Origin of the sequence: Nocardia tenerifensis NBRC 101015 (assembly GCF_000308715.1) — a bacterium.
GTDB lineage: Bacteria > Actinomycetota > Actinomycetes > Mycobacteriales > Mycobacteriaceae > Nocardia > Nocardia tenerifensis.
Window position 1 is genome coordinate 1 of the sequence record NZ_BAGH01000343.1, and the last position, 18,762, is coordinate 18,762.

General features: G+C 70.1%; 18 protein-coding genes and 1 pseudogene. 9 read left to right on the forward strand and 10 right to left on the reverse strand.

Going from position 1 to position 18,762, the window contains the following annotated elements; translation table 11 throughout:
* The 6 genes from ON39_RS26705 to ON39_RS26730 all read left to right on the forward strand — a co-directional run.
* Positions 1–1,151, forward strand: a 1,151-nt coding sequence (locus ON39_RS26705) for a S1C family serine protease (RefSeq protein WP_051187137.1), incomplete at its 5' end; no start/stop codon positions are given.
* 57 nt (positions 1,152–1,208) lie between these two features.
* Complete coding sequence (gene tatB / locus ON39_RS26710) at positions 1,209–1,625, forward strand: Sec-independent protein translocase protein TatB (RefSeq protein ID WP_040738551.1); 417 nt, start codon at positions 1,209–1,211, stop codon at positions 1,623–1,625.
* A gap of 142 nt (positions 1,626–1,767) precedes the next feature.
* The gene (locus tag ON39_RS26715; protein WP_040738553.1) at positions 1,768–2,625 is read left to right on the forward strand and encodes a hypothetical protein; all 858 of its coding nucleotides are present in this window, start codon (positions 1,768–1,770) and stop codon (positions 2,623–2,625) included.
* Between the two features lie 145 nt (positions 2,626–2,770).
* Positions 2,771–3,340: a hypothetical protein gene (locus tag ON39_RS46150; protein ID WP_146251039.1), complete on the forward strand. Its 570-nt coding sequence runs from the start codon at positions 2,771–2,773 to the stop codon at positions 3,338–3,340.
* A gap of 15 nt (positions 3,341–3,355) precedes the next feature.
* Positions 3,356–3,592 (forward strand): hypothetical protein, encoded by a 237-nt coding sequence (locus ON39_RS26725; RefSeq protein WP_040738554.1) that lies wholly within the window; start codon positions 3,356–3,358, stop codon positions 3,590–3,592.
* A 62-nt stretch (positions 3,593–3,654) separates the two neighbouring features.
* Positions 3,655–4,746, forward strand: a complete 1,092-nt coding sequence (locus ON39_RS26730) for an XdhC family protein (protein WP_085998266.1) — start codon at positions 3,655–3,657, stop codon at positions 4,744–4,746.
* 261 nt (positions 4,747–5,007) lie between these two features.
* Here ON39_RS26730 and ON39_RS26735 read toward each other — a convergent pair whose 3' ends face one another.
* The 6 genes from ON39_RS26735 to dapE all read right to left on the reverse strand — a co-directional run bounded on the left by ON39_RS26735 (position 5,008) and on the right by dapE (position 11,206).
* The gene (locus tag ON39_RS26735) at positions 5,008–5,961 is read right to left on the reverse strand and encodes a glucosyl-3-phosphoglycerate synthase (RefSeq protein WP_040738558.1); all 954 of its coding nucleotides are present in this window, start codon (positions 5,959–5,961) and stop codon (positions 5,008–5,010) included.
* The gene (folP, locus tag ON39_RS26740; protein WP_040738559.1) at positions 5,958–6,842 is read right to left on the reverse strand and encodes a dihydropteroate synthase; all 885 of its coding nucleotides are present in this window, start codon (positions 6,840–6,842) and stop codon (positions 5,958–5,960) included. The genes ON39_RS26735 and folP overlap by 4 nt, the downstream gene beginning before the upstream one ends.
* A gap of 45 nt (positions 6,843–6,887) precedes the next feature.
* Positions 6,888–8,657, reverse strand: coding sequence for a long-chain-acyl-CoA synthetase (locus ON39_RS26745; RefSeq protein WP_040738560.1), 1,770 nt, complete (start codon positions 8,655–8,657; stop codon positions 6,888–6,890).
* Between the two features lie 15 nt (positions 8,658–8,672).
* Positions 8,673–9,233, reverse strand: a complete 561-nt coding sequence (locus tag ON39_RS26750; protein WP_040738561.1) for an LOG family protein — start codon at positions 9,231–9,233, stop codon at positions 8,673–8,675.
* Positions 9,227–10,036 (reverse strand): LOG family protein, encoded by an 810-nt coding sequence (locus ON39_RS26755; RefSeq protein ID WP_040738570.1) that lies wholly within the window; start codon positions 10,034–10,036, stop codon positions 9,227–9,229. The genes ON39_RS26750 and ON39_RS26755 overlap by 7 nt, the downstream gene beginning before the upstream one ends.
* 66 nt (positions 10,037–10,102) lie before the next feature.
* Positions 10,103–11,206, reverse strand: a complete 1,104-nt coding sequence (dapE, locus tag ON39_RS26760; protein ID WP_040738562.1) for a succinyl-diaminopimelate desuccinylase — start codon at positions 11,204–11,206, stop codon at positions 10,103–10,105.
* 113 nt (positions 11,207–11,319) lie between these two features.
* Here dapE and dapD point away from each other — a divergent pair.
* Positions 11,320–12,268, forward strand: a pseudogene (gene dapD / locus ON39_RS47590) (2,3,4,5-tetrahydropyridine-2,6-dicarboxylate N-succinyltransferase).
* Here dapD and ON39_RS26765 read toward each other — a convergent pair.
* Positions 12,265–13,692, reverse strand: a complete 1,428-nt coding sequence (locus ON39_RS26765; protein WP_174412565.1) for an acyl-CoA synthetase — start codon at positions 13,690–13,692, stop codon at positions 12,265–12,267. The pseudogene dapD and the gene ON39_RS26765 sit on opposite strands and share 4 nt — an antisense overlap.
* Positions 13,693–13,838: 146 nt before the next feature.
* Between ON39_RS26765 and ON39_RS26770 the strand changes: the two genes are divergently transcribed.
* Positions 13,839–14,693 (forward strand): oxygenase MpaB family protein, encoded by an 855-nt coding sequence (locus ON39_RS26770; protein ID WP_040738563.1) that lies wholly within the window; start codon positions 13,839–13,841, stop codon positions 14,691–14,693.
* A 22-nt stretch (positions 14,694–14,715) separates the two neighbouring features.
* Here ON39_RS26770 and ON39_RS26775 read toward each other — a convergent pair whose 3' ends face one another.
* Positions 14,716–15,360 carry a TetR/AcrR family transcriptional regulator gene (locus ON39_RS26775; protein ID WP_040738564.1) on the reverse strand — a complete coding sequence of 215 codons (645 nt, stop codon included), beginning with the start codon at positions 15,358–15,360 and terminating at the stop codon, positions 14,716–14,718.
* A 148-nt stretch (positions 15,361–15,508) separates the two neighbouring features.
* Here ON39_RS26775 and ON39_RS26780 point away from each other — a divergent pair, with 148 nt between their 5' ends.
* Entirely contained in the window at positions 15,509–16,378 is an 870-nt protein-coding gene (locus tag ON39_RS26780) for an oxygenase MpaB family protein (RefSeq protein WP_040738565.1), read from the forward strand.
* 9 nt (positions 16,379–16,387) lie between these two features.
* Here ON39_RS26780 and ON39_RS26785 read toward each other — a convergent pair whose 3' ends face one another.
* The gene (locus ON39_RS26785; protein ID WP_040738566.1) at positions 16,388–17,341 is read right to left on the reverse strand and encodes a proline dehydrogenase family protein; all 954 of its coding nucleotides are present in this window, start codon (positions 17,339–17,341) and stop codon (positions 16,388–16,390) included.
* 4 nt (positions 17,342–17,345) lie between these two features.
* Positions 17,346–18,762, reverse strand: a 1,417-nt coding sequence (gene pruA / locus ON39_RS26790) for an L-glutamate gamma-semialdehyde dehydrogenase (RefSeq protein ID WP_040738567.1), incomplete at its 5' end; no start/stop codon positions are given.

Sequence of the window (18,762 nt, forward strand, 5' to 3'; positions counted from 1 at the left end):
TCGGCGCGCCCGCGGTCGCCGACCCGAAGGCCGAGCCGTTGCCGCAGGCGCAGCGCCTCAGCGCGCGCGAGGTCCTCTTCGGCTCCCGGGTCGCGCCGAAGGCGCTGGCCCTGCTCGCCTTGATCGCGCTCGCCGTCGGCGTGCTCGGCGGGCTGGTCGGCAGGTTGACCGCGGAACAGGCCTCGACCCTCACCTCGCGCAAGGCGACGCTGGAGCAGAGCGCGGACACCGACCGGCCGCACAGCCAGATCGCCAAGGTCGCCAACGCGGTGCTGCCCGCCGTCGTGTCCATCCGGGTGACGGTCGGCGACAACGGCGCGACCGGCTCCGGCGTGGTGATCGACGGCCAGGGTTACGTCGCGACGAACAACCACGTGGTCTCGATGGCCGCGCAGGACAAGTCCAACCGGGCCACCATCCAGGTCCAATTCTCCGACGGCACCCGCGTACCGGCGCACATCGTCGGGCGCGACACCAAGTCCGATCTCGCCGTGCTCAAGGTCGACGTCAAGAACCTCACCGTGGCCCGGCTCGGCAAGTCCAGTGACGTCCAGGTCGGCGACGAGGTGCTGGCCATCGGCTCCCCACTCGGCCTGAGCGAGACCGTCACCTCCGGCATCGTCAGCGCGCAGCACCGCCCCGTGAAACTGCAGGGCGAGGGCAGCGATACGAACGCGGTGATCGACGCGGTGCAGACCGACGCCTCGATCAACCCGGGCAACTCCGGCGGCGCGCTGGTGGACATGGACGGCCGGGTCATCGGCATCAACACCGCGATCCGCAGCGAGACCGGCGGCTCGGTCGGCCTCGGCTTCGCCATCCCGGTCGACCGGGTGACCGAGGTGGCGCAGACCCTGATCCGCGACGGCTCGATTCACCACCCGACCATGGGCCTGAGCCTGCGCCCGAAGGTGGTGGCGAACGAGCAGATGAGCGGCGCCGAGGTCGCCGACGTGGTGGCGGGCGGCGCCGCGGCCAAGGCCGGGATCGTGGAGAAGGACGTGATCGTGAAGGTCGGCGACCGGGAGGTGACCGGCCCGGACGAGCTGGTCGTCGCGGTGCAGTCGCGGGCGATCGGCGAGACCGTGAACGTGGTGTTGATTCGCGACGGCAGGCAGGTGGACGTGCCGGTCACCCTGGAATCCGACTGAGGTCGCCGGTTGAGTGGCGACCGAGCCACCGCGGGGGTAGACGGGTAACCTGAGGACGTGTTCAGCAATATCGGCTGGAGCGAGATGATGATCCTGCTCGTCGCCGCCCTCGTGATCCTCGGACCGGAGCGACTGCCCGGCGCGGTTCGCTGGACCACGCGCAGCCTGCGTCAGGTGCGCGACTACGCCAGCGGCGCGACCGCGCAGCTGAAAGACGAGCTGGGCCCGGAATTCGAGGACCTGCGCAAGCCGCTGGCCGACCTCAACGAGCTGCGCGGCATGACGCCCCGCTCGATGGTGACCAAACACCTTCTCAACGGCGATGATTCGATCTTCCGCAATATGGAGGACGCGCTGCCGGACAAGAAGGACCTTTACGGCACGAGCAGCGGGATGCCGGACTACCCGATGCCGAAGGTGGAAAAGCCGTTGGAGCGCAACGAACGTCCGCCGATCGACAACGACGCCACCTGAGTCCGTCCCCACTCGGCCGCCGGACATCGCCTGTCCTACGCGGCCACCGCCGCCCGTCGGGTTGGCGCGTAGGTGTCACGAGAAGGCCGCAGTGTCAAGCGATCTAGACACTTTGCCCTGTCCAGCTGTCTAGACTTCCCACATGTCGGCCGATGACGTGGCGCGTGTTTTCGCGATCGAAGACAAGGTCGAGCGACTGAAGGCGGCCACCGATGGGGTGGCGGCGGCCCAGCAGACCATCAACGAACTCACCAGGATTCGTCGCGCGGTGATCAGGGAGCTACACGCCGAGGGCTGGACCTTCGCCAGAATCGGTGCGGCAGCCGGGCTTTCCCGCGCGCGCATCCATCAGGTGAGCACCCAGGGTCCCGCGCCGGAGGGTTTGTTCTTCGGGCACGGAACGCTCACGGTGCTGGTGCCGGAGGTGCGCGCGGGCCGGGTGATCGGCGCGCCGGATCCCGCGGCGCCGCACCGGCTCGTGGAGCTGCTGCGCGAGCTGGGCTTCACCGCCTCGATCGAGCACTTCCTGCCCGGACGGCCCATCGACCTGAACCGGGACGGTCTCATCGTGCTCGGCGGGCCCGAGCTCTCGCCGAGCGTGCGCCAGCTGATCGCGGCCGATCCGCGACTGCGGCGCGCGGTGGCGCGGGCCGGCGACGCCCGGCGCGGCATCGAGGATCGGGCGGCGCGGCGGGTCTACCGGCCCGGCGGCCCCGACCCGCACGACATCGCCTACCTGGCGCGACTACCGCGACCGGACGGGCGCGGCTCGGTGCTGATGATCGACGGCATGCACCCGCCCGGCTCGCTGGGTGCCATCCGATTGCTGGCCACCCGCCTGGCCACCCTGCACGAGCGGGCGAGCACCCACCTGTTCTCGGTACTCGTGGCCTGCCGGTTCGACCGGGCGACCGGCGAGCCGCTCGAGGCCGAGTTGCTGACGCCGGTCTATCGGCACGACCCCGAAAACAGGTCTCCTGCATCGGGTATTCGTCGCTGAGAGCCACCGTGCGCCGCCGTGCGACGGCGCACGCCGATGCCCGCCGCGCCCGAAGTGTGGCTCAGATCACCACACCCCTCCGCCCACGGGTTCCCTATGCGATGCTTGAATAGCTGGAAGGTAACTATGCGTTAGGTGAGCTTCGATGAGTGTTGAACGTTCGATGGCGGCCGGTTCGGCGCCGACTGTCCGGACGGAGCGGCCGAAGCCAGCCCGGTCCGGCGTCGTCGACGCCGCGGAGCCGATCCGCGCGACCCACCGCGTCACCTACAGCGATCGGCTGAAGTTGTTCATCGGCGCCGACGAGGCCATCGACAACTTCCTGCGCCCGCTGCGCAGGCTCGACGGCCATCACCGCTACTCGATCCAGCTGACCCGGCTGCCCGCGCCGCTGCGCTCCGCCGACATCACCCCCGCCATCAGCTCCGCGCCGGGCCGGGACTACCTGCGGTGCATCGGATCCGCGGACACACTCGTCGTCGAGCTGCACACCGTCGCCGACGGCACGCCGCGCCGGTCCGTCGTCGGCCGCGCCGAACGCCGCGACGGCGAGCCGAGCATCTGCGTCCAGGTGCCGGAGGGCATGGCGGCGCCCTGGATCCATCCGGCCGAGGCCTTCGCGGCCGAGGAGGCGGCCGAGATCTTCGCCGCCTATTTCCGCACCGGCACCATCCCCTCCGGCCTCGTACTCCGCGAGGCGACCGACGATGTGTGACCCGAGGAGGCAGCGATGAACCCGCTTGTCGCGGTCGGCGGCGCCGTGCTGGTGCTCGGCCTGATCGTCCTGATCGTCGCGGTGCTGCGCCGGCCGACCGGCTCGTCCGATCAGCTCACCGTCGCCGCGTTGCAGGCGCGACTGGCCGAGGAGGACGCGCCGTCCGCGGAGCAGGACGAGCGCCTGCTCGCGCCGGAGATGGAGCACGCGGCCGCGCCGCGGCCGACCGAGTCCGGAGCCGCCGATAGCTAGGCTCGAGGTGACCGGCCTATTCCAGGTGTCCGCTCGGGAGAGGAACCGTGCCTGTGCGCGCAATGCTCGAGCAGTTGACGACGCTGGCCGCCGAGGGCTCCGTGGCCTTGGCGCGAGTGGTCGACACGACCGGCCCAGGCCCGCGAGAGCTGGGCGCCGCGATGATCGTGACCGAGGCGGACGAGGTGCTCGGCTCGGTGTCGGGCGGTTGCGTGGAGGCCGCGGTCGTCGCGTCGGCGCGCCAGGTGTTCGCGACCGGTCACGCGATGACCGACCGGTTCGGCTACGCCGACGGTGACGGTATCGCGGTCGGGCTGACCTGCGGTGGCGAGCTCGAGGTGTTCCTCGAGCGGGTAGGGCCGGAGCGCGCACCGGTGCTCGCGGAGTTGCACGACGAGGTCGCGAGCGGGCGCCCCGTCGCGCTGGCGACCAGGCTGGACTCCACCGCGGAGTGGAAGCTGCTGCGCCCCGACTCCGCCGAGCCGTGGCACGACGTCGATCGAGACGCGCTCGCGCTGCTGGCCGCCGGGCACTGCGGCGTGGTCGGCGCCGACGAGTGCGAGGCCGGCGTCTCCTCGCGCCCAAGGGTTTTCGTTCAGGTCTTCGCCGCTCCCGCGCGCATGATCCTGGCCGGCGCCAACGATTTCGTGCGCGCGCTCAGCCGCATCGGCCGTCAGCTCGGCTACCGGGTCACCGTCGTCGACGCCCGCGAAACCTTCGCCACCGCCGCACGATTCCCCTCCGCGCACGAGGTCGTGGTGGATTGGCCGCACCGGTACCTGCGCGCCGAACATGAGGCCGGGCGCCTCGATGAGCGCACGGTGGTCTGCGTGCTCACCCACGACGCCAAGTTCGACGTGCCGACGATCGCAGCGGCATTGGACATCGACGACCTCGCCTTCGTCGGCGCGCTCGGCTCCCGCCGCACCCACGCCGAGCGCCTCGATCGCCTGCGCGCCGAGGGAGTCACCGAGGCCGCCCTGACTCGCCTGCGCAGCCCGCTCGGCCTAGACCTCAACGCGCGCACCCCCGACGAGACCGCGATCTCCATCACCGCCCAGATCCTCGCCGAGCGCGGCCACGCCTCCGCCCGCCCCCTCGATCGCCTGGACGGTCCCATCCACTTTTCCGCCTCCGGTGCCGGGCATAGCTAGTCAGGCCAGCTCCAGCTGGAGCGAAATCATCGACCGGCTCGGACGAGATGTCGGCCTCGGGCGCGTCGGCGTCGACGGTGTCCGCCGCTCCGCGAACCGCCCGTCTGATTGAGCCGTCCCAGCCGAAGGCGCTCGGTGCACTCGCGTAACTGACGGAGCCGCAGAGCATTCCGCTCTCCGGGTCGTCGGCGGCATGGTTGCGCAGCCACGATTGCCCGGCGAAAGACGCAGGCCCACAAGGAGATTCGCGTCGGCGGTGGCTCAGGCGGCTGCCCAGGTGGGGCGCAGGGTGTTCATGGGTGGGCGGTCGGCGAGGGAAACCTCGGTGCTGTGGGCGGTGAAGGCGTCGCCGATCAGGGGGAATTGGGTGAGTGCGGCGCCGGAGTCCTGCACGCCGCTGCGGCCGAGCACGGTGCCGAGGATCTGCCTGCTCATCACGCCGAGGTCGGCGAGCGGGCGGTTGCGATGGGTGCGGACGCCGAGGTTGACCTGACCGATCGCGGACAGGCCGAGCCGGTCGTAGGTGTCGAGCAGCAGGCCGATCTCCACGCCGTAGCCGGGCGCGAACGGAACCGAGGTGAGCAGCTCGCGGGTGCCGGCGTACTCGCCGCCGAGCGGCTGCAGCACCTGGGAGAGTTCGGGGCGCAGCGCGGCGAGCAGCGGGCGGGCCACGAGCTCGGTGACCCGGCCGCCGCCGTGCGCGTCCACCGCGCCGCCCTGCCGCAGCGGCCTGCGATAGTAGGCCTTGACCAGGTGCATCGCGTCGACGGTGAGCAGCGGGCCGAGCAGGCGGGGCACGAACGCGGGGTCCGGGTCGATCAGGTCGGAGTCGACGAAGGCGATCAGGTCGCCGCTGGTGACGGCCAGCGAGCGCCACAGCACCTCGCCCTTGCCCGGCACCGGATCCAGCTCGGGCACCGCCTGCTCGCGGGTGATCACCTCGGCGCCCGCGGCCGCGGCCCGCTCGGCGGTGGCGTCGGTCGAGCCGGAGTCGAGCACGACGAGCTCGTCGACCAGGGTGCCGACCAGCGGCATGATGCTGGCGACCACGTCGGCCACGGTGTTCTCTTCGTTCAGCGCGGGCAACACCACCGAGACGGTGCGGCTGTCCTTGGCGGCCACGAGTTCCTCGACCGACCAGTGGGGACTGTCCCAGGTATTCGTCGTCGCCCACGCGGGGCGGTCTTCGCGGCCATGGGGGTGGTGGAATTTCATACCAAACCTCGCAGGGTGCGTGCCGGGGGCCGGATGCCTTGGATCGCGGCGATCATGTCGACCACCCGCCGGGTCGCGGCGACCTCGTGGACCCGGAAGACCCTGGCGCCGGCGGCGGCCGACCATGCTGTTGCTGCCAATGTGCCCTCCAACCGTTCGGAAAGATCGACACCTAGAGTCTCCCCGATGAAGTCCTTGTTGCTGAGCGCCATCAGGACCGGCCACCCGGTATTTACAAGAACGTCCACTCCCCGCAACAACTCGAGCCCGTGATAGGTGTTCTTGCCGAAATCGTGGGTCGGATCGATCAGGATCGAGTCGGCGCGCACGCCCGCCGCGACCGCGTTCTCCGCCGCGCGCACCAGCGTTTCGGTCACTTCGGCCACGATGTCGGCGTAGCGGACCCGGTGCGGACGGGTGCGCGGGACCGCGCCGCCGGTGTGGCTGCACACCAGGCCGACGCCCTGTTCCGCGGCCACGTGCACCAGGTCGGGGTCGGCGCCCGACCAGGTGTCGTTGATCAGGTCCGCGCCGGCCCGCACTGCGGCGAGCGCCACCTCGGCCCGCCAGGTGTCGATGCTGATCAATAGCTCGGGGTACTTCGCGCGGATGGCCGCGACGAACGGGATCACCCGCCGCGACTCCTCCGCCGCGTCGACCAGCGTCCCCGGCCCCGCCTTCACCCCGCCGATATCGACCAGGTCCGCGCCCTCGTCCACGGCGCGCGCCACGGCGTCCATGGCCGCCTCGTCGGTGAAGGTGGCCCCTTTGTCGTAGAACGAGTCGGGCGTGCGATTCACGATCGCCATCACCAGCGCCCGATCGGTCGCCACCGGCTTGCCGCACAGAGTAGGAAGCGGCGACGCGGTGGTGCTGAACATTCATCGACTGTAGCTGCCCCGCCGTGCCGTCCCGCCCTGGGACGGTTACCCCTTCGGCACGCGCCCCGCCGCCACCTCGGCCGGGTAGTCGTCGTAGAACGGGACGTAGCCGTCGGAGCGGGCGGCCAAGACGTACAGGGCGCCGTCGCCGTCGGCGGCGTAGCCCTGCTTGCGCAGTTCGACCTTGCGGCTCTTGAAGGTGGAGGTCTGCTCCAACTCGTCGACGACGCGGATGAACAGCGGGACGGCGTAGGCGGGGAGCTGCTGGTAGACGAGGTCTGCGAGCGCCTTGCCGTCGAACTCGGCGTCCGGGCTCAGCGTCACCGCGGCCATGCCGGCCTTCCCGTCGGCGCCCGGCACGTCTACGCCGTAGACGACCGCCTGGGCGATGGCCGTCGACCGGCCCAGCGCGCCCTCGACCTCGGTGGTCGCCACGTTCTCGCCCTTCCACCGGAACGTGTCGCCGAGCCGGTCCACGAACGCGATGTGATGCCAGCCTTGATCGCGCACCAGGTCGCCGGTGTCGAACCAGACGTCGCCGTCGGCGAAACCGTCGCGCACCAGCTTCGCCTCGGAGGCCGACTTGTCGGTGTAGCCGTCGAACGGCGCGCGGTCGGTCACCTTGGACAGCAGCAGGCCGACGCCCCCGGCGCCCACTCTGCGCAGCCGACCGTCCTTGTCGCGCTTGGCCTTTCCGGTCTCGTCGTCGTACTCCACCACCGCATAGGGCAGCGGTCCGAAGCCAGCGGTGCGGGCGACGCTGAACGCGTTGATGAACGCGATATTCGCCTCGCTGGCGCTGTAGAACTCGACGATCCGCTTGATCCCGAACCGCTTCTCGAACTCGTCCCACAGCTCCGGGCGCAGGCCGTTGCCGACCGCGAGCCGGACCCGGTGCTGCCGGTCGGACGGTTTGGTCGGCTGGTTGAGCAGGTACCGGCACAGCTCACCGATGTAGATGAAGGCCGTCGCCCGCTCGCGGATCACCTCGTCCCAGAAGCGGGACACGGAGAACTGCCTGCCGAGCGCGAACGTCGCGCCGGCGCCCACCACCGACGACAACGCGACGGTCAGCGCGTTGTTGTGGTACAGCGGCAGGCAGCAGTAGAGAGTGTCATTGCCGCGCAGGCGAATTCCGAGCCCGCCGATGCCGGCCAGGCTCTTGGTCCAGCGCAGGTGCGTCATCACGCTGGCCTTCGGCAGGCCCGTCGTGCCCGAGGTGAAGATGAGGAAGGCGCGTTCCTTGGCGGTGATCTCGGCGCAGACGGGCGGGTCGGTGGCGTCCGCGAACTCGGCGGCGGCCTGCAACTCGTTGGCCGACAACACATTCGCCAGCGGCTCGGCCAGCGAGTCCAGCGCCTCGGCGCACTCCTCGCCGACCACGTTGAGCACGCTGTCGAGCAGGCCGAAGCTGTGCGCGAGCACCTGATCGCGCTGATGATGGTTGAGCAGGCCGACGGTCGCGCCGAGTTTCACCGAAGCCAGCACGGTGAACAGGGTTTCGGGCCGGTTGGTCATCAGCACGCCGACCACCTCGCCGCGCCGGACGCCGCGCGTGGCCAGCACCGAGGCGTAGCGGTTCACCTCGGCGTTGGCCTCGCCGTAGGTGTAGCTCGCGCCCTCGAAGCGCAGGAACGGACGGTCCGGGTGACGGTGGGCGGCGCGCTGAAAATGCAGGCCCACAGAGGATTTGTCGTCCGGCTTGACCAGCATGCCCGCCGCGTTGCGCAGCATGCCCGGCGCCTCCCGCGCCATCGTGGGCAGGTTCCTGGCCAGGTCCAAGAGGCTCACCGTCGAGCTGCCGTCAGAACTCACTGTTAACGCTCCTCATCAGGAAGGTTGTGCGCGCGCCTCCAGTGCCGCGAAGGCGGAGGGCAGATCGGTGGCCACGGTGATCCGGTCCATGGCGGGCTTGGGCACGAACTTGCGGTCGTAGAGTTCGTCGATCCACTGGAAAAGGCCTCGGTAGAAGCCGTTCGGATCCAACAACACCACGGGTTTATTGTGCTGTCCCAGATAACCTCCGGTCCAGGTTTCGAAGAACTCCTCCAGCGTGCCGATGCCGCCGGGCAGGGTGAGGAACGCGTCGGCGCGGTCCTCCATGATCTGTTTGCGCTGCCGCATGGTGTCGGTGACGACCAGTTCGTCGGCGTCGACGTCGGCGACCTCGCGGTGCACCAGATGCTTCGGTATCACCCCGACGGTGTTGGCGCCGCCGGCCCGCGCCGAGTTCGCCACCGCGCCCATCATCGAGACGTTGCCGCCGCCGGACACCAATTGCCAACCGCGCCTTGCGATCTCGGTGCCGACCTGGGCGGCCAGCGTGAGGTAGTCCGGATCGGCGGTGCTGGCGGAGCAGTAGACACAGACGGCGTAGGGCTGCGTCACCACTGATCCTCCGTGCCGAGCGCGTCGTCGGCGACGCCGGCCTCGGAGTTGGCGAGGATGATCTGCACGAGCTCCTCCACGCTGTCGGTCACGTGGATCAGCCCGAGGTCGCCGGGCGAGATCTTGCCGGAGCCGCCGAGCGAGTCACGCAGCCAGTCGACCAGGCCGGACCAGTACCTGGTGCCGAACAGGATGATGGGGAACCGGGTGATCTTGCGGGTCTGCACGAGGGTGAGCGCCTCGAACAGTTCGTCCAGGGTGCCGAAGCCGCCGGGCAGGCAGATGAACGCCTCGGAGTACTTGACGAACATCGTCTTGCGGACGAAGAAGTAGCGGAAGTTGATGCCGAGATCGACCCACTCGTTGAGGCTCTGCTCGAACGGCAGCTCGATGCCGAGGCCGATCGAGTAGCCGCCCGCCTCGCACGCGCCGCGGTTGGCGGCCTCCATCGCGCCCGGCCCGCCGCCGGTGATCACCGCGAACCCGGCCTTGGCCAGCGCCGCGCCGATGGCCCGGCCCGCCTGGTACTCCGGATGGTCCGGACCCGTTCGCGCCGAACCGAATACGGTGACCGCGCGCGGCACCTCGGCGAGCGCGCCGAAGCCCTCGACGAACTCGGCCTGGATGCGCAGCACGCGCCACGGGTCGGTGTGCACCCAGTCGGTGTCGCCGCGGCGGTCGAGGAGGTTGCGGTCGGCGGTGCCGATTCCGTCCTTGCGGTCGCGGCGGAACATCACCGGCCCGCGGAACTTGGCTGTCGACTTCGGCTTGTTGGCGACCTCGGAGTCAGCGGCGTCGGTGGACATGCGCCCCACGCTAGCGCAGGACGGCTTGCCCGGGGGCTGCCGGCCGGTTCCGTCAGTTGTGCGGCTTCAGGACGTGGCGCCGGTCAGATAGTCGCGCAGCATGGCGGTGACCGCGGTGATCTGGTGTACCGGGACGTGCTCGTCGCGCTTGTGGGCGAGGTTGGGGTCGCCGGGGCCGAAGTTCACGGCGGGGATGCCGCGGGCGGCGAAGCGGGAGACGTCGGTCCAGCCGTACTTGGCGCGGACTCCGCCGCCACCGTGGCTGTTCACCGAGGCGATCAGGTCCTTGGCGGCCGGCGCGGTCAGGCCGGGCAGCGCGCCGGGGGCGGCGTCGGTCACCTCGAAAGACAGCTCCAGGCCGTCGAAGACCTCACGGACGTGGTCGGCGGCCTGCTCGACGGTGCGGTCGGGGGCGAAGCGGAAGTTCACGTCCACCTCGGCGGCGTCGGGCACCACATTGCCCGCGACGCCGCCGGACACACGCACCGCCGACAGACCCTCGCGGTAGACGCAGCCGTCGATGTCGACCTCGCGGGCCCGATACTCCGCCAGCCGTCCGAGGATGGGGGCGAGGCGGTGAATCGCGTTGTCGCCCAGCCAGGCTCGCGCCGAGTGCGCGCGCACGCCCGCGGTGGACAGCCGAACCCGCAGCGTCCCTTGGCAACCCGCCTCGATCCAGCCGCCGGACGGCTCGCCGAGCACCGCGAGGTCGCCGTCGAGCCAGCCCGGCAGGTCACGCTCGATATGGCCGAGGCCGTTGAACTCCGAGGCGATCTCCTCGCAGTCGTAGAAGATCAACGTCAGGTCGTGCACGGGTTCGGCGACCGTCGCGGCCAGGTGCAGGAATACCGCGTCGCCGGACTTCATGTCGACCGACCCGCAGCCGTAGAACACCCGCTCGCCCGCGTCGTTCACCGCGAAGCGACCGGGCACGTTGTCGGCGATCGGCACGGTGTCCAGATGCCCGGCCAGCACCACCCGCGTCGGCAGCCCCCGATTCGTCCGCGCGAGCACCACATTGCCGTGCCGCAGCACCTCGAACCCGCTCGTCTGCTCGCGCAGCGCCCGTTCGACGAGGTCGGTGATGGCCAGCTCGTCGCGGGAGACGCTCGGGATGTCGACGAGGGCAGCGGTCAGCGTAATCGGGTCAGCGCGCAGGTCGAGGGTCACGCCCTTACCCTACGACCGCCCGCGGCGGGGCCGAGCACTGCTCGGCCGAGTCGCCGTGTGCTGCGGCACACGGGGTGGAGACGGTCGATCCGGGGTCGGTAACCTTTGTGAACGTGAGCAATAAGGGAGCAGCAGCAGTCGGTATCGCCAATGTGACCGCGGACGGGACCGTCCTGGACACCTGGTACCCGAATCCCGAGCTCGGCGAGTTCGCCGAGACCGGGACGAAGCGGCTGGACGACGCGCCCGCCGAGTTCGCGGCGCTGCTCGGCTTCGATGAAGCGCGCGGGGTCGACGTGGTCGCGGTGCGCACCACGATCGCCGATCTTTCCGCCGCCCCCACCGACGCGCACGACGTCTACCTGCGGCTGCACCTGCTCTCGCACCGGCTCGTCCAGCCGCACGGGGTCAACCTCGACGGTCAGTTCGGCCTGCTCAGCAATGTGGTGTGGACCAACCACGGCCCGGCGGCGGTGGAGGGCTTCGAGACCACCCGGCTGAAGCTGCGTGCCCGCGGGCCGGTGACCGTGTACAGCGTGGACAAGTTCCCCCGCATGGTCGACTACGTCATCCCCACCGGCGTGCGCATCGGCGACGCCGACCGGGTGCGCCTCGGCGCGCACCTCGCCTCCGGCACCACCGTGATGCACGAGGGCTTCGTGAACTTCAACGCGGGCACCCTGGGCAGCTCCATGGTCGAGGGCCGCATCTCGGCCGGTGTCGTGGTCGGCGACGGCTCCGACGTCGGCGGCGGCGCCTCCATCATGGGCACCCTCTCCGGCGGCGGCACCACCGTCATCTCCATCGGCGAACGCTCGCTGCTCGGCGCCAACGCGGGCGTCGGCATCCCGCTCGGCGACGACTGCGTCGTGGAGGCCGGCCTCTACCTGACCGCGGGCACCAACGGTCACCACCCCCGACGGCGCCGTCGTCAAGGCCGCCGAGTTCAGCGGGCAGAACAACCTGCTGTTCCGCCGCAACTCGGTCACCGGCGCGGTGGAAGTGGTGGCGCGCAAGGGAACCGGCATCGAGCTCAACGCCGCCCTGCACGCCAACGACTAGGTAAGGCGCTTCTTCTGCACCTTGCCCATGGCGTTGCGGGGCAGGGCGTCGACCACGCGGATCTCCCTCGGGCGCTTGTGGACCGAGAGTTGCTCGGCCACATGCCCGATCAGGTCCTGCTCGATGGAACCCGCTGCGCCGCCGCGTAATACGACGAAGGCGACGATGCGCTGGCCGAGGTCGGGATCGGGCAGCCCGACCACGGCGGCCTCGGCTACGTCGGGGTGGCCGAGCAGCACGGTCTCCACCTCGCCCGCGCCGATGCGGTAGCCACCGGATTTGATGAGGTCCACCGATTCGCGGCCGACGATGCGATGGAAGCCGTCCGCGTCGATGGCGGCGACGTCGCCGGTCTTGAACCAGCCGTCCTCGGTCCAGCTCTCGGCGGTGGCGTCGGGCCGATCGAGGTAGCCGTCGAACAGCATCGGGCCGGAAACCTGGAGGCCGCCGATGCTTTCGCCGTCGTGCGCGACGTCGGCGCCGGACTCGTCGCGCAGCCGGGTCCGCACGCCGCGCACCGGAGTGCCGACCCAGCCCGGACGGCGCTCGCCGTCGGCCCTGGTCGACAGCGTGATCATGGTCTCGCTCATGCCGTAGCGCTCGATCGGCGCGTGACCGGTGAGCTCGCGCAGCCGCTCGAAGACCGGGACGGGCAGCGGCGCGCTGCCGGAGACGAGCAGCCGTGCCCCGGCCAATTGCCGTGCGGCGTCGGGATCTTCGACGATGCGCGACCACACCGTCGGCACCCCGAAGTACAGCGTGCCGCGTGCGGCGGCGTACGCCTGCGGGGTCGGCTTGCCGGTATGCACGAGCGGGCTGCCCACCCGCAGCGGGCCGAGCACGCCGAGGATCAGACCGTGCACGTGGAACAGCGGAAGGCCGTGCACCAGAACGTCGTTCGCGGTCCAGGCCCACGCGTCGGCGAGCGCGTCCAACCCGGCCGCGATCGCGCCGCGATTCAGCACCACGCCTTTCGGCAGTCCGGTGGTCCCGGACGTGTAGAGCACGAAAGCCGGTGTGGCGGCGTCGGGTTCGGGGTAGGTGTGCCACGACCTGGCGTGCACCCGCACCGGCACCACCGGCAGTTCGCTACCCTCCGGGGCCTCGCCGAGCCAGGCCTGCGCGCCGGAGTCGGCCAGGATGTGCGCGAGCTCGGCGGTGCCCGAGTCCGGCGGCACCGGGACCACGGTCACGCCGGCGATCAGGCAGCCGACCACCGCGAGCACCGTGGTCACCGTCGGCTTGGCCAGCACCGCGACCCGTTCGGCCCTGGCGACGCGTTCGGCGACCGAGGTCGCGGCGCCGAGCAGGTCACTGCGCGAGAGGGTCACGCCGTCGATGGTGACGGCGTCCGGAATGTCCGCACCGCCGGCGACGGCGAGCGGATTCAAAGAACTGAGCAGCAGCGGCGGACCGAATGGCATGCGCCCAAACTACTTCGCTCCCTCCCGCGCGCTCACGACACGTCGGCGGATCACAGGTGGATCACCCGCTCGAGGTGACGGTTGACACGTGAGATGAGGCGGTGAGACCGTGAGTGCATAGCTTTCTCAGTGAGACGAGGTCGACGATGACCAGGCCACTTCGCGCGACGCCGCCCGAGACTCCACCGCGCGACGAACTCGACATCACCCAGTTCATCGACGGCGTCGCCGGGCTGCTCGGCGGGGCGGCGAACGTCATCATGCAGCTCAGCACCCGGCCGGTCGGCTACGGCGTGCTGGAGAGCACCGTCGACAGCGGCAAGGTCACGCTGCACCCGGTGAAGCGGCTGCGCACCACCATCACCTACCTCGCCGTCGCCATGCTCGGCACGGACGCCGAGCGCGCCGACTACCGCGCGGCGGTCAACCGTTCGCATCGCGCGGTGCGCTCGTCCGCGTCGAGCCCGGTGCGCTACAACGCGTTCGACCCGAGCCTCCAATTGTGGGTCGCCGCATGCCTTTACTGGGGCGCGAAGGATCTGTACGAACGGATGCACGGCCCCATGGACGAGCCGACCGCCGACGCCTTCTACCGATACAGCGCCCGCCTCGGCACGACATTGCAAGTGCGCCAAGACATGTGGCCCGCCGACCGGCAGGCCTTCGCCGCGTACTGGGACGCGCGGCTGGCCGCCACCGTGATCGATCCGCCGATCCGCGCGTACTTCGAAGACCTGATCGATCTGCGGATGCTGCCCCGGCCGATCCAGCTGGCATTCGGCCGCCCGCACCGCTTCTTCGTCGCGGGTCTGCTCCCGCCGCACCTGCGCGACCAGATGGGCTTCACCTGGACCGCGCGCGACGATCGCGCGCTCGACCTCATCATGCGCACGCTCGGCGCCACCCAGGCCCTGCTCCCCCGGCAGGCGCGCCTGTTCCCGATGAACGCCTACCTGTTCGATCTGCGTCTGCGCCGACGGCTCGGGCTACCGCTGGTCTAGTTCATCAATCACCCTGTGGCGCTTAGTTTTCGCCGCCCGGCACCCGGAACGACACCACGATGTGATCGCGCGCGAACTGCCGGATCGCCACCTCGTCCTCGAGCGGAATGACGGTCTGCGGCGTGAGCGCCAGCGACAACGCGGTGCGCGCGATCATCTCTGCGAGCGGCTCCGGGTCGTAAGCGGGCAGCTTGCCCTCCCGCTGCAGCCGGGCGATGAACTCGGCGACGTAGTCCCGGCCGAGTTCGAGCACGGGCGCGCCCTTGATGGTGAGGTACGGCAGCACCAGTTCGGGCTCGGTCGCCAGCAGTCGGTGCACAAGTTTGTTGTCGCGCAGCCCGGTGATGAACGCGGCGAACAACTCGACGATCTGCTCCTGCGCGCTCGCGTCGCGGTCGACCTGCTGCTGCAGCGCGGCGTCGACCTCCTCGACGAACTCGCGCGTCTGCCGCAGCCCGACCGCCTCGATCAGGTCGGACTTGCTGGCGAAGCGCCGGTACAGCGTGGCCAGCGACAGCCCGCAGCGCCTGGCCACCTCGACCATGCTGGTGCGTTTGATGCCGAAGTCCAGGAACGCCAGCAGCGCGGCGTCGAGCACGCGCGCCTGATTGCCGTCTTCGGGCCCGGTGCTGCGCACCAGCGGCAGCAGTCTGGTCAGCCTCGCCATGCCTACCACCCTATCCGCGCGGCGAAACGGTGACACAGAACGTGTCGCAGCGCATCATTGACATGGCTAACGAGGTGATGAGAAAGTGAGTTATAAATCTTCTCATTGCTCCCAACGGGCGCTCCCGGCCTGAAAGACGAGGTCAACGATGACCGCACCGCTGCCAATCGACGTCAACGAGCCCGCGCCGAATCGAGCCGAGCAGCTCACACCGGAGAGCGTCCAGCAGTACATGGACGGGATCGCCGCCTTCCTCGGCGGGACCGCCAACGTCATCATGCAGCTGAGCCTGCGCCCGGTCGGCCGGGGCGTGCTGGAGAGCACGGTGGACAGCGGCAAGGTCACCCTGCACCCGGTGAAGCGGCTGCGCACCACGCTGACCTATATCGCCGTCGCCATGATGGGCTCGGACGAGGAACGCGCGGCCTACCGCGAGGCCGTCAATCGCTCGCACCGCCCGGTGCACTCCGGCCCGCAGAGCCCGGTGAAGTACAACGCCTTCGACCCGAAGCTGCAGCTGTGGGTGGCGGCCACCATCTACTGGGGCATCGACGACCTCTACACCCGCATGCACGGCCCGCTGGATCCGGCGGCCGCCGAGGCGCTCTACCGGTACAGCGCCCGGCTCGGCACCACCCTGCAGATGCGCCCGGACATGTGGCCCGCCGACCGCGCCGAGTTCTTCCCGTGGTGGGAGGAGAACCTGGCGCAGTATCGAATCGAGCCCGCCCTGCGCGAGTACTTCGACGGCCTCATCGATCTCGCGATGATGCCGTGGCCCATCCGGTTCGCCTTCGCGCGGCTCCAGCGGTTTATCGTGACCGGGCTGCTGCCACCGCACGTGCGCGGCGAGATGCGGATGACCTGGACCGAACGCGACCAGCGCCGGTTCGATCGGCTGCTGCGCGGCCTCTCCGTCGTGCACAACCGAATGCCGAAGCAGGTCAGGCTGTTTCCGTTGAACCTCTACCTGTTCGATCTGCGCAGGCGGCTGCGGCGCGGGAAACCGCTGGTGTAGCCGCTGTCCTCAGTCGCCGACGAGGGCGCGGAGGAAGAACGCGAGATTGGCGGGTCGCTCGGCCAATCGGCGGGTCAGGTACCCGTACCACTGACTGCCGTAGGGCACATAGACGCGCACCGCGTTCCCCGCGGCGGCCAAGCGGCGCTGCTCGCCGTCGCGGATGCCGTACAGCAGCTGATGCTCGAAACAGTTGGGGCCACGGCCCGTTTCGGCGACGAGGCGTTCGGCGGCGGCGATCGCCGCCGGATCGTGCGAGGCCACCATCGGGTAGCCGTCGCCGCGCATCAGCACCTCGAGGCAGTGCAGATAGGAGTCGGTGACCTCCGACGCGCGCTGGAAGGCGACGTCGTGCGGTTCGCGATAAGCGCCCTTGCACAATCGGATTCGCGAGCCCGGACCGGACAGCGCGCGGCAGTCCGCCGCGGTGCGTCGCAGATACGACTGCAGAACCGCACCGAGCCAAGGGAATTCCTCGCGCAGCTCGTGCACCGTGGCCAAGGTCGCGTCCGTCGTGGTGTGGTCTTCCGCGTCGACGGTCACCCACACGTCGGCCTGCACGGCCTTGGTGCACAGGATGCGCAGGTTCTCGGTGGCGATCGCGGGGCCGTCGCCCGGCAGGGCCTGGCCGAGCGCGGACAGCTTCACCGACACCTCCACGGGCGGGGCGTCGATCCCCGGCAGCGCCGGACGTTCCAGCGCGGCCAACTCGTTGATCAACGAAAGGTACTCCACCACCGTGGCATCGGCCTGACTCCGGTCGGTGGTGTTCTCCCCCAGGAAGTCCACGCTCACCAGCCGACCGCTGTCCAGCAGCGTTCGCGCCACCCGGATGAGGTCGTCGCGCGTCTCCCCCGCGACGAATCGCCGCACGATGTCGGCGGTGACCGGAATGTTGGTGAGGGCGCGCTTCATTCGCGGCGACTCCGCCGCCGCGAGGATGAGGGGACGCAGGGGGTTCATCGGGTCACCCGTCCATGTGCGGGTAGCGGTGCTCGGTGGGCGGGGCGAAGGTTTCCTTGAGGGTGCGCGGCGCCACCCAGCGCAGCAGGTTCAGCGGCGAGCCCGCCTTGTCGTCGGTGCCGGAAGCGCGGGCGCCGCCGAACGGCTGCTGGCCCACCACCGCGCCGGTCGGCTTGTCGTTGATGTAGAAGTTGCCCGCCGCGAAACGCAATGCCGCGCCGGCCTGTTCGATCGCCCGGCGATCGCGCGCGAACACCGCGCCGGTCAGCGCGTAGGGCGCCGCGGCGTCGACCTCGGCCAGGATCGCCTCGTACGCACCGGGTTCGGCGTCGTCGTAGACGTACACCGACAGGATCGGGCCGAAATACTCGGTGGCGAAGGACTCGTCGCGCAGATCGTCGGCGAGCAACACGGTCGGACGGACGAAATACCCCTCGCTGTCGTCGCAGTCGCCGCCGATCGGGATGGCGACCCCCGCGTCCCTGGCCCGCCGGATGGCGGCGGCGTTCTTGTCGAACGCCCGCCGATCGATCACCGCCCCACCAAAATTGGACAGATCGGCGACGTCGCCGTAGGTCAGCTCACCGGTGTGGTGCAGGAAGTCGTCGCCCATCTCGCGCCACACCGAGCGTGCGATATAGGCGCGCGAGGCGGCCGAACACTTCTGCCCCTGATACTCGAACGCCCCGCGAATTAGCGCTGCCCGCAGAGCATCCGGGTCGGCGGACGGGTGCGCGACGACGAAGTCCTTGCCGCCGGTCTCCCCGACCAACCGCGGATAACCGTGGTACCGGCCGATATTCGCGCCGACCTGCTGCCATAGGTACTGAAAGGTTTTGGTGGAGCCCGTGAAATGGATGCCGGCCAGCCGCCGATCGGCCAGCGCCACCTCCGAGAGGTCGACGCCGTCGCCGGTCACCATATTGATCACGCCGGGCGGCAGGCCCGCGGCCTCCAGCAACCGCATCGTGTAGAACGCCGAAAGAGTCTGCGTCGGCGACGGCTTCCACACCACCGTGTTCCCCATCAGCGCGGGCGCGGTCGGCAGGTTCCCGGCGATGGCGGTGAAGTTGAACGGCGTGATGGCGTAGACGAACCCCTCGAGCGGCCGGTAGTCCAGCCGGTTCCACACCCCCGCGCTCGACTCCGGCTGCTGCTCCATGATGCCGCGCGCGAACGCCACATTGAACCGCCAGAAGTCGACCAGCTCGCACGGCGCGTCGATCTCCGCCTGCTGCGCCGACTTCGACTGCCCGAGCATGGTCGCCGCGGCCACAGTCTCGCGCCACGGCCCGGCCAGCAGATCCGCGGCCCGCAGGAAGACCGCGGCCCGCTCGTCGAACGGCAGCGTCCGCCAGCCGGGGGCCGCCGCCGTCGCCGCGTCGATCGCGGCCCGCGCTTCGGAGTGCGTGGCGTCGGTG

What these genes read in the sequence shown, in the direction of transcription:
- ON39_RS26715 (WP_040738553.1), top strand. Translation starts at nt 1,768, where the DNA reads ATGTCGGCCGATGACGTGGCGCGTGTTTTCGCGATCGAAGACAAGGTC.
- ON39_RS46150 (WP_146251039.1), top strand. Translation starts at nt 2,771, where the DNA reads ATGAGTGTTGAACGTTCGATGGCGGCCGGTTCGGCGCCGACTGTCCGG.
- ON39_RS26725 (WP_040738554.1), top strand. Translation starts at nt 3,356, where the DNA reads ATGAACCCGCTTGTCGCGGTCGGCGGCGCCGTGCTGGTGCTCGGCCTG.
- ON39_RS26730 (WP_085998266.1), top strand. Translation starts at nt 3,655, where the DNA reads ATGCTCGAGCAGTTGACGACGCTGGCCGCCGAGGGCTCCGTGGCCTTG.
- ON39_RS26735 (WP_040738558.1), bottom strand. Translation starts at nt 5,961, where the DNA reads ATGAAATTCCACCACCCCCATGGCCGCGAAGACCGCCCCGCGTGGGCG.
- folP (WP_040738559.1), bottom strand. Translation starts at nt 6,842, where the DNA reads ATGTTCAGCACCACCGCGTCGCCGCTTCCTACTCTGTGCGGCAAGCCG.
- ON39_RS26755 (WP_040738570.1), bottom strand. Translation starts at nt 10,036, where the DNA reads ATGTCCACCGACGCCGCTGACTCCGAGGTCGCCAACAAGCCGAAGTCG.
- ON39_RS26765 (WP_174412565.1), bottom strand. Translation starts at nt 13,692, where the DNA reads ATGCCATTCGGTCCGCCGCTGCTGCTCAGTTCTTTGAATCCGCTCGCC.
- ON39_RS26770 (WP_040738563.1), top strand. Translation starts at nt 13,839, where the DNA reads ATGACCAGGCCACTTCGCGCGACGCCGCCCGAGACTCCACCGCGCGAC.
- ON39_RS26775 (WP_040738564.1), bottom strand. Translation starts at nt 15,360, where the DNA reads ATGGCGAGGCTGACCAGACTGCTGCCGCTGGTGCGCAGCACCGGGCCC.
- ON39_RS26780 (WP_040738565.1), top strand. Translation starts at nt 15,509, where the DNA reads ATGACCGCACCGCTGCCAATCGACGTCAACGAGCCCGCGCCGAATCGA.
- ON39_RS26785 (WP_040738566.1), bottom strand. Translation starts at nt 17,341, where the DNA reads ATGAACCCCCTGCGTCCCCTCATCCTCGCGGCGGCGGAGTCGCCGCGA.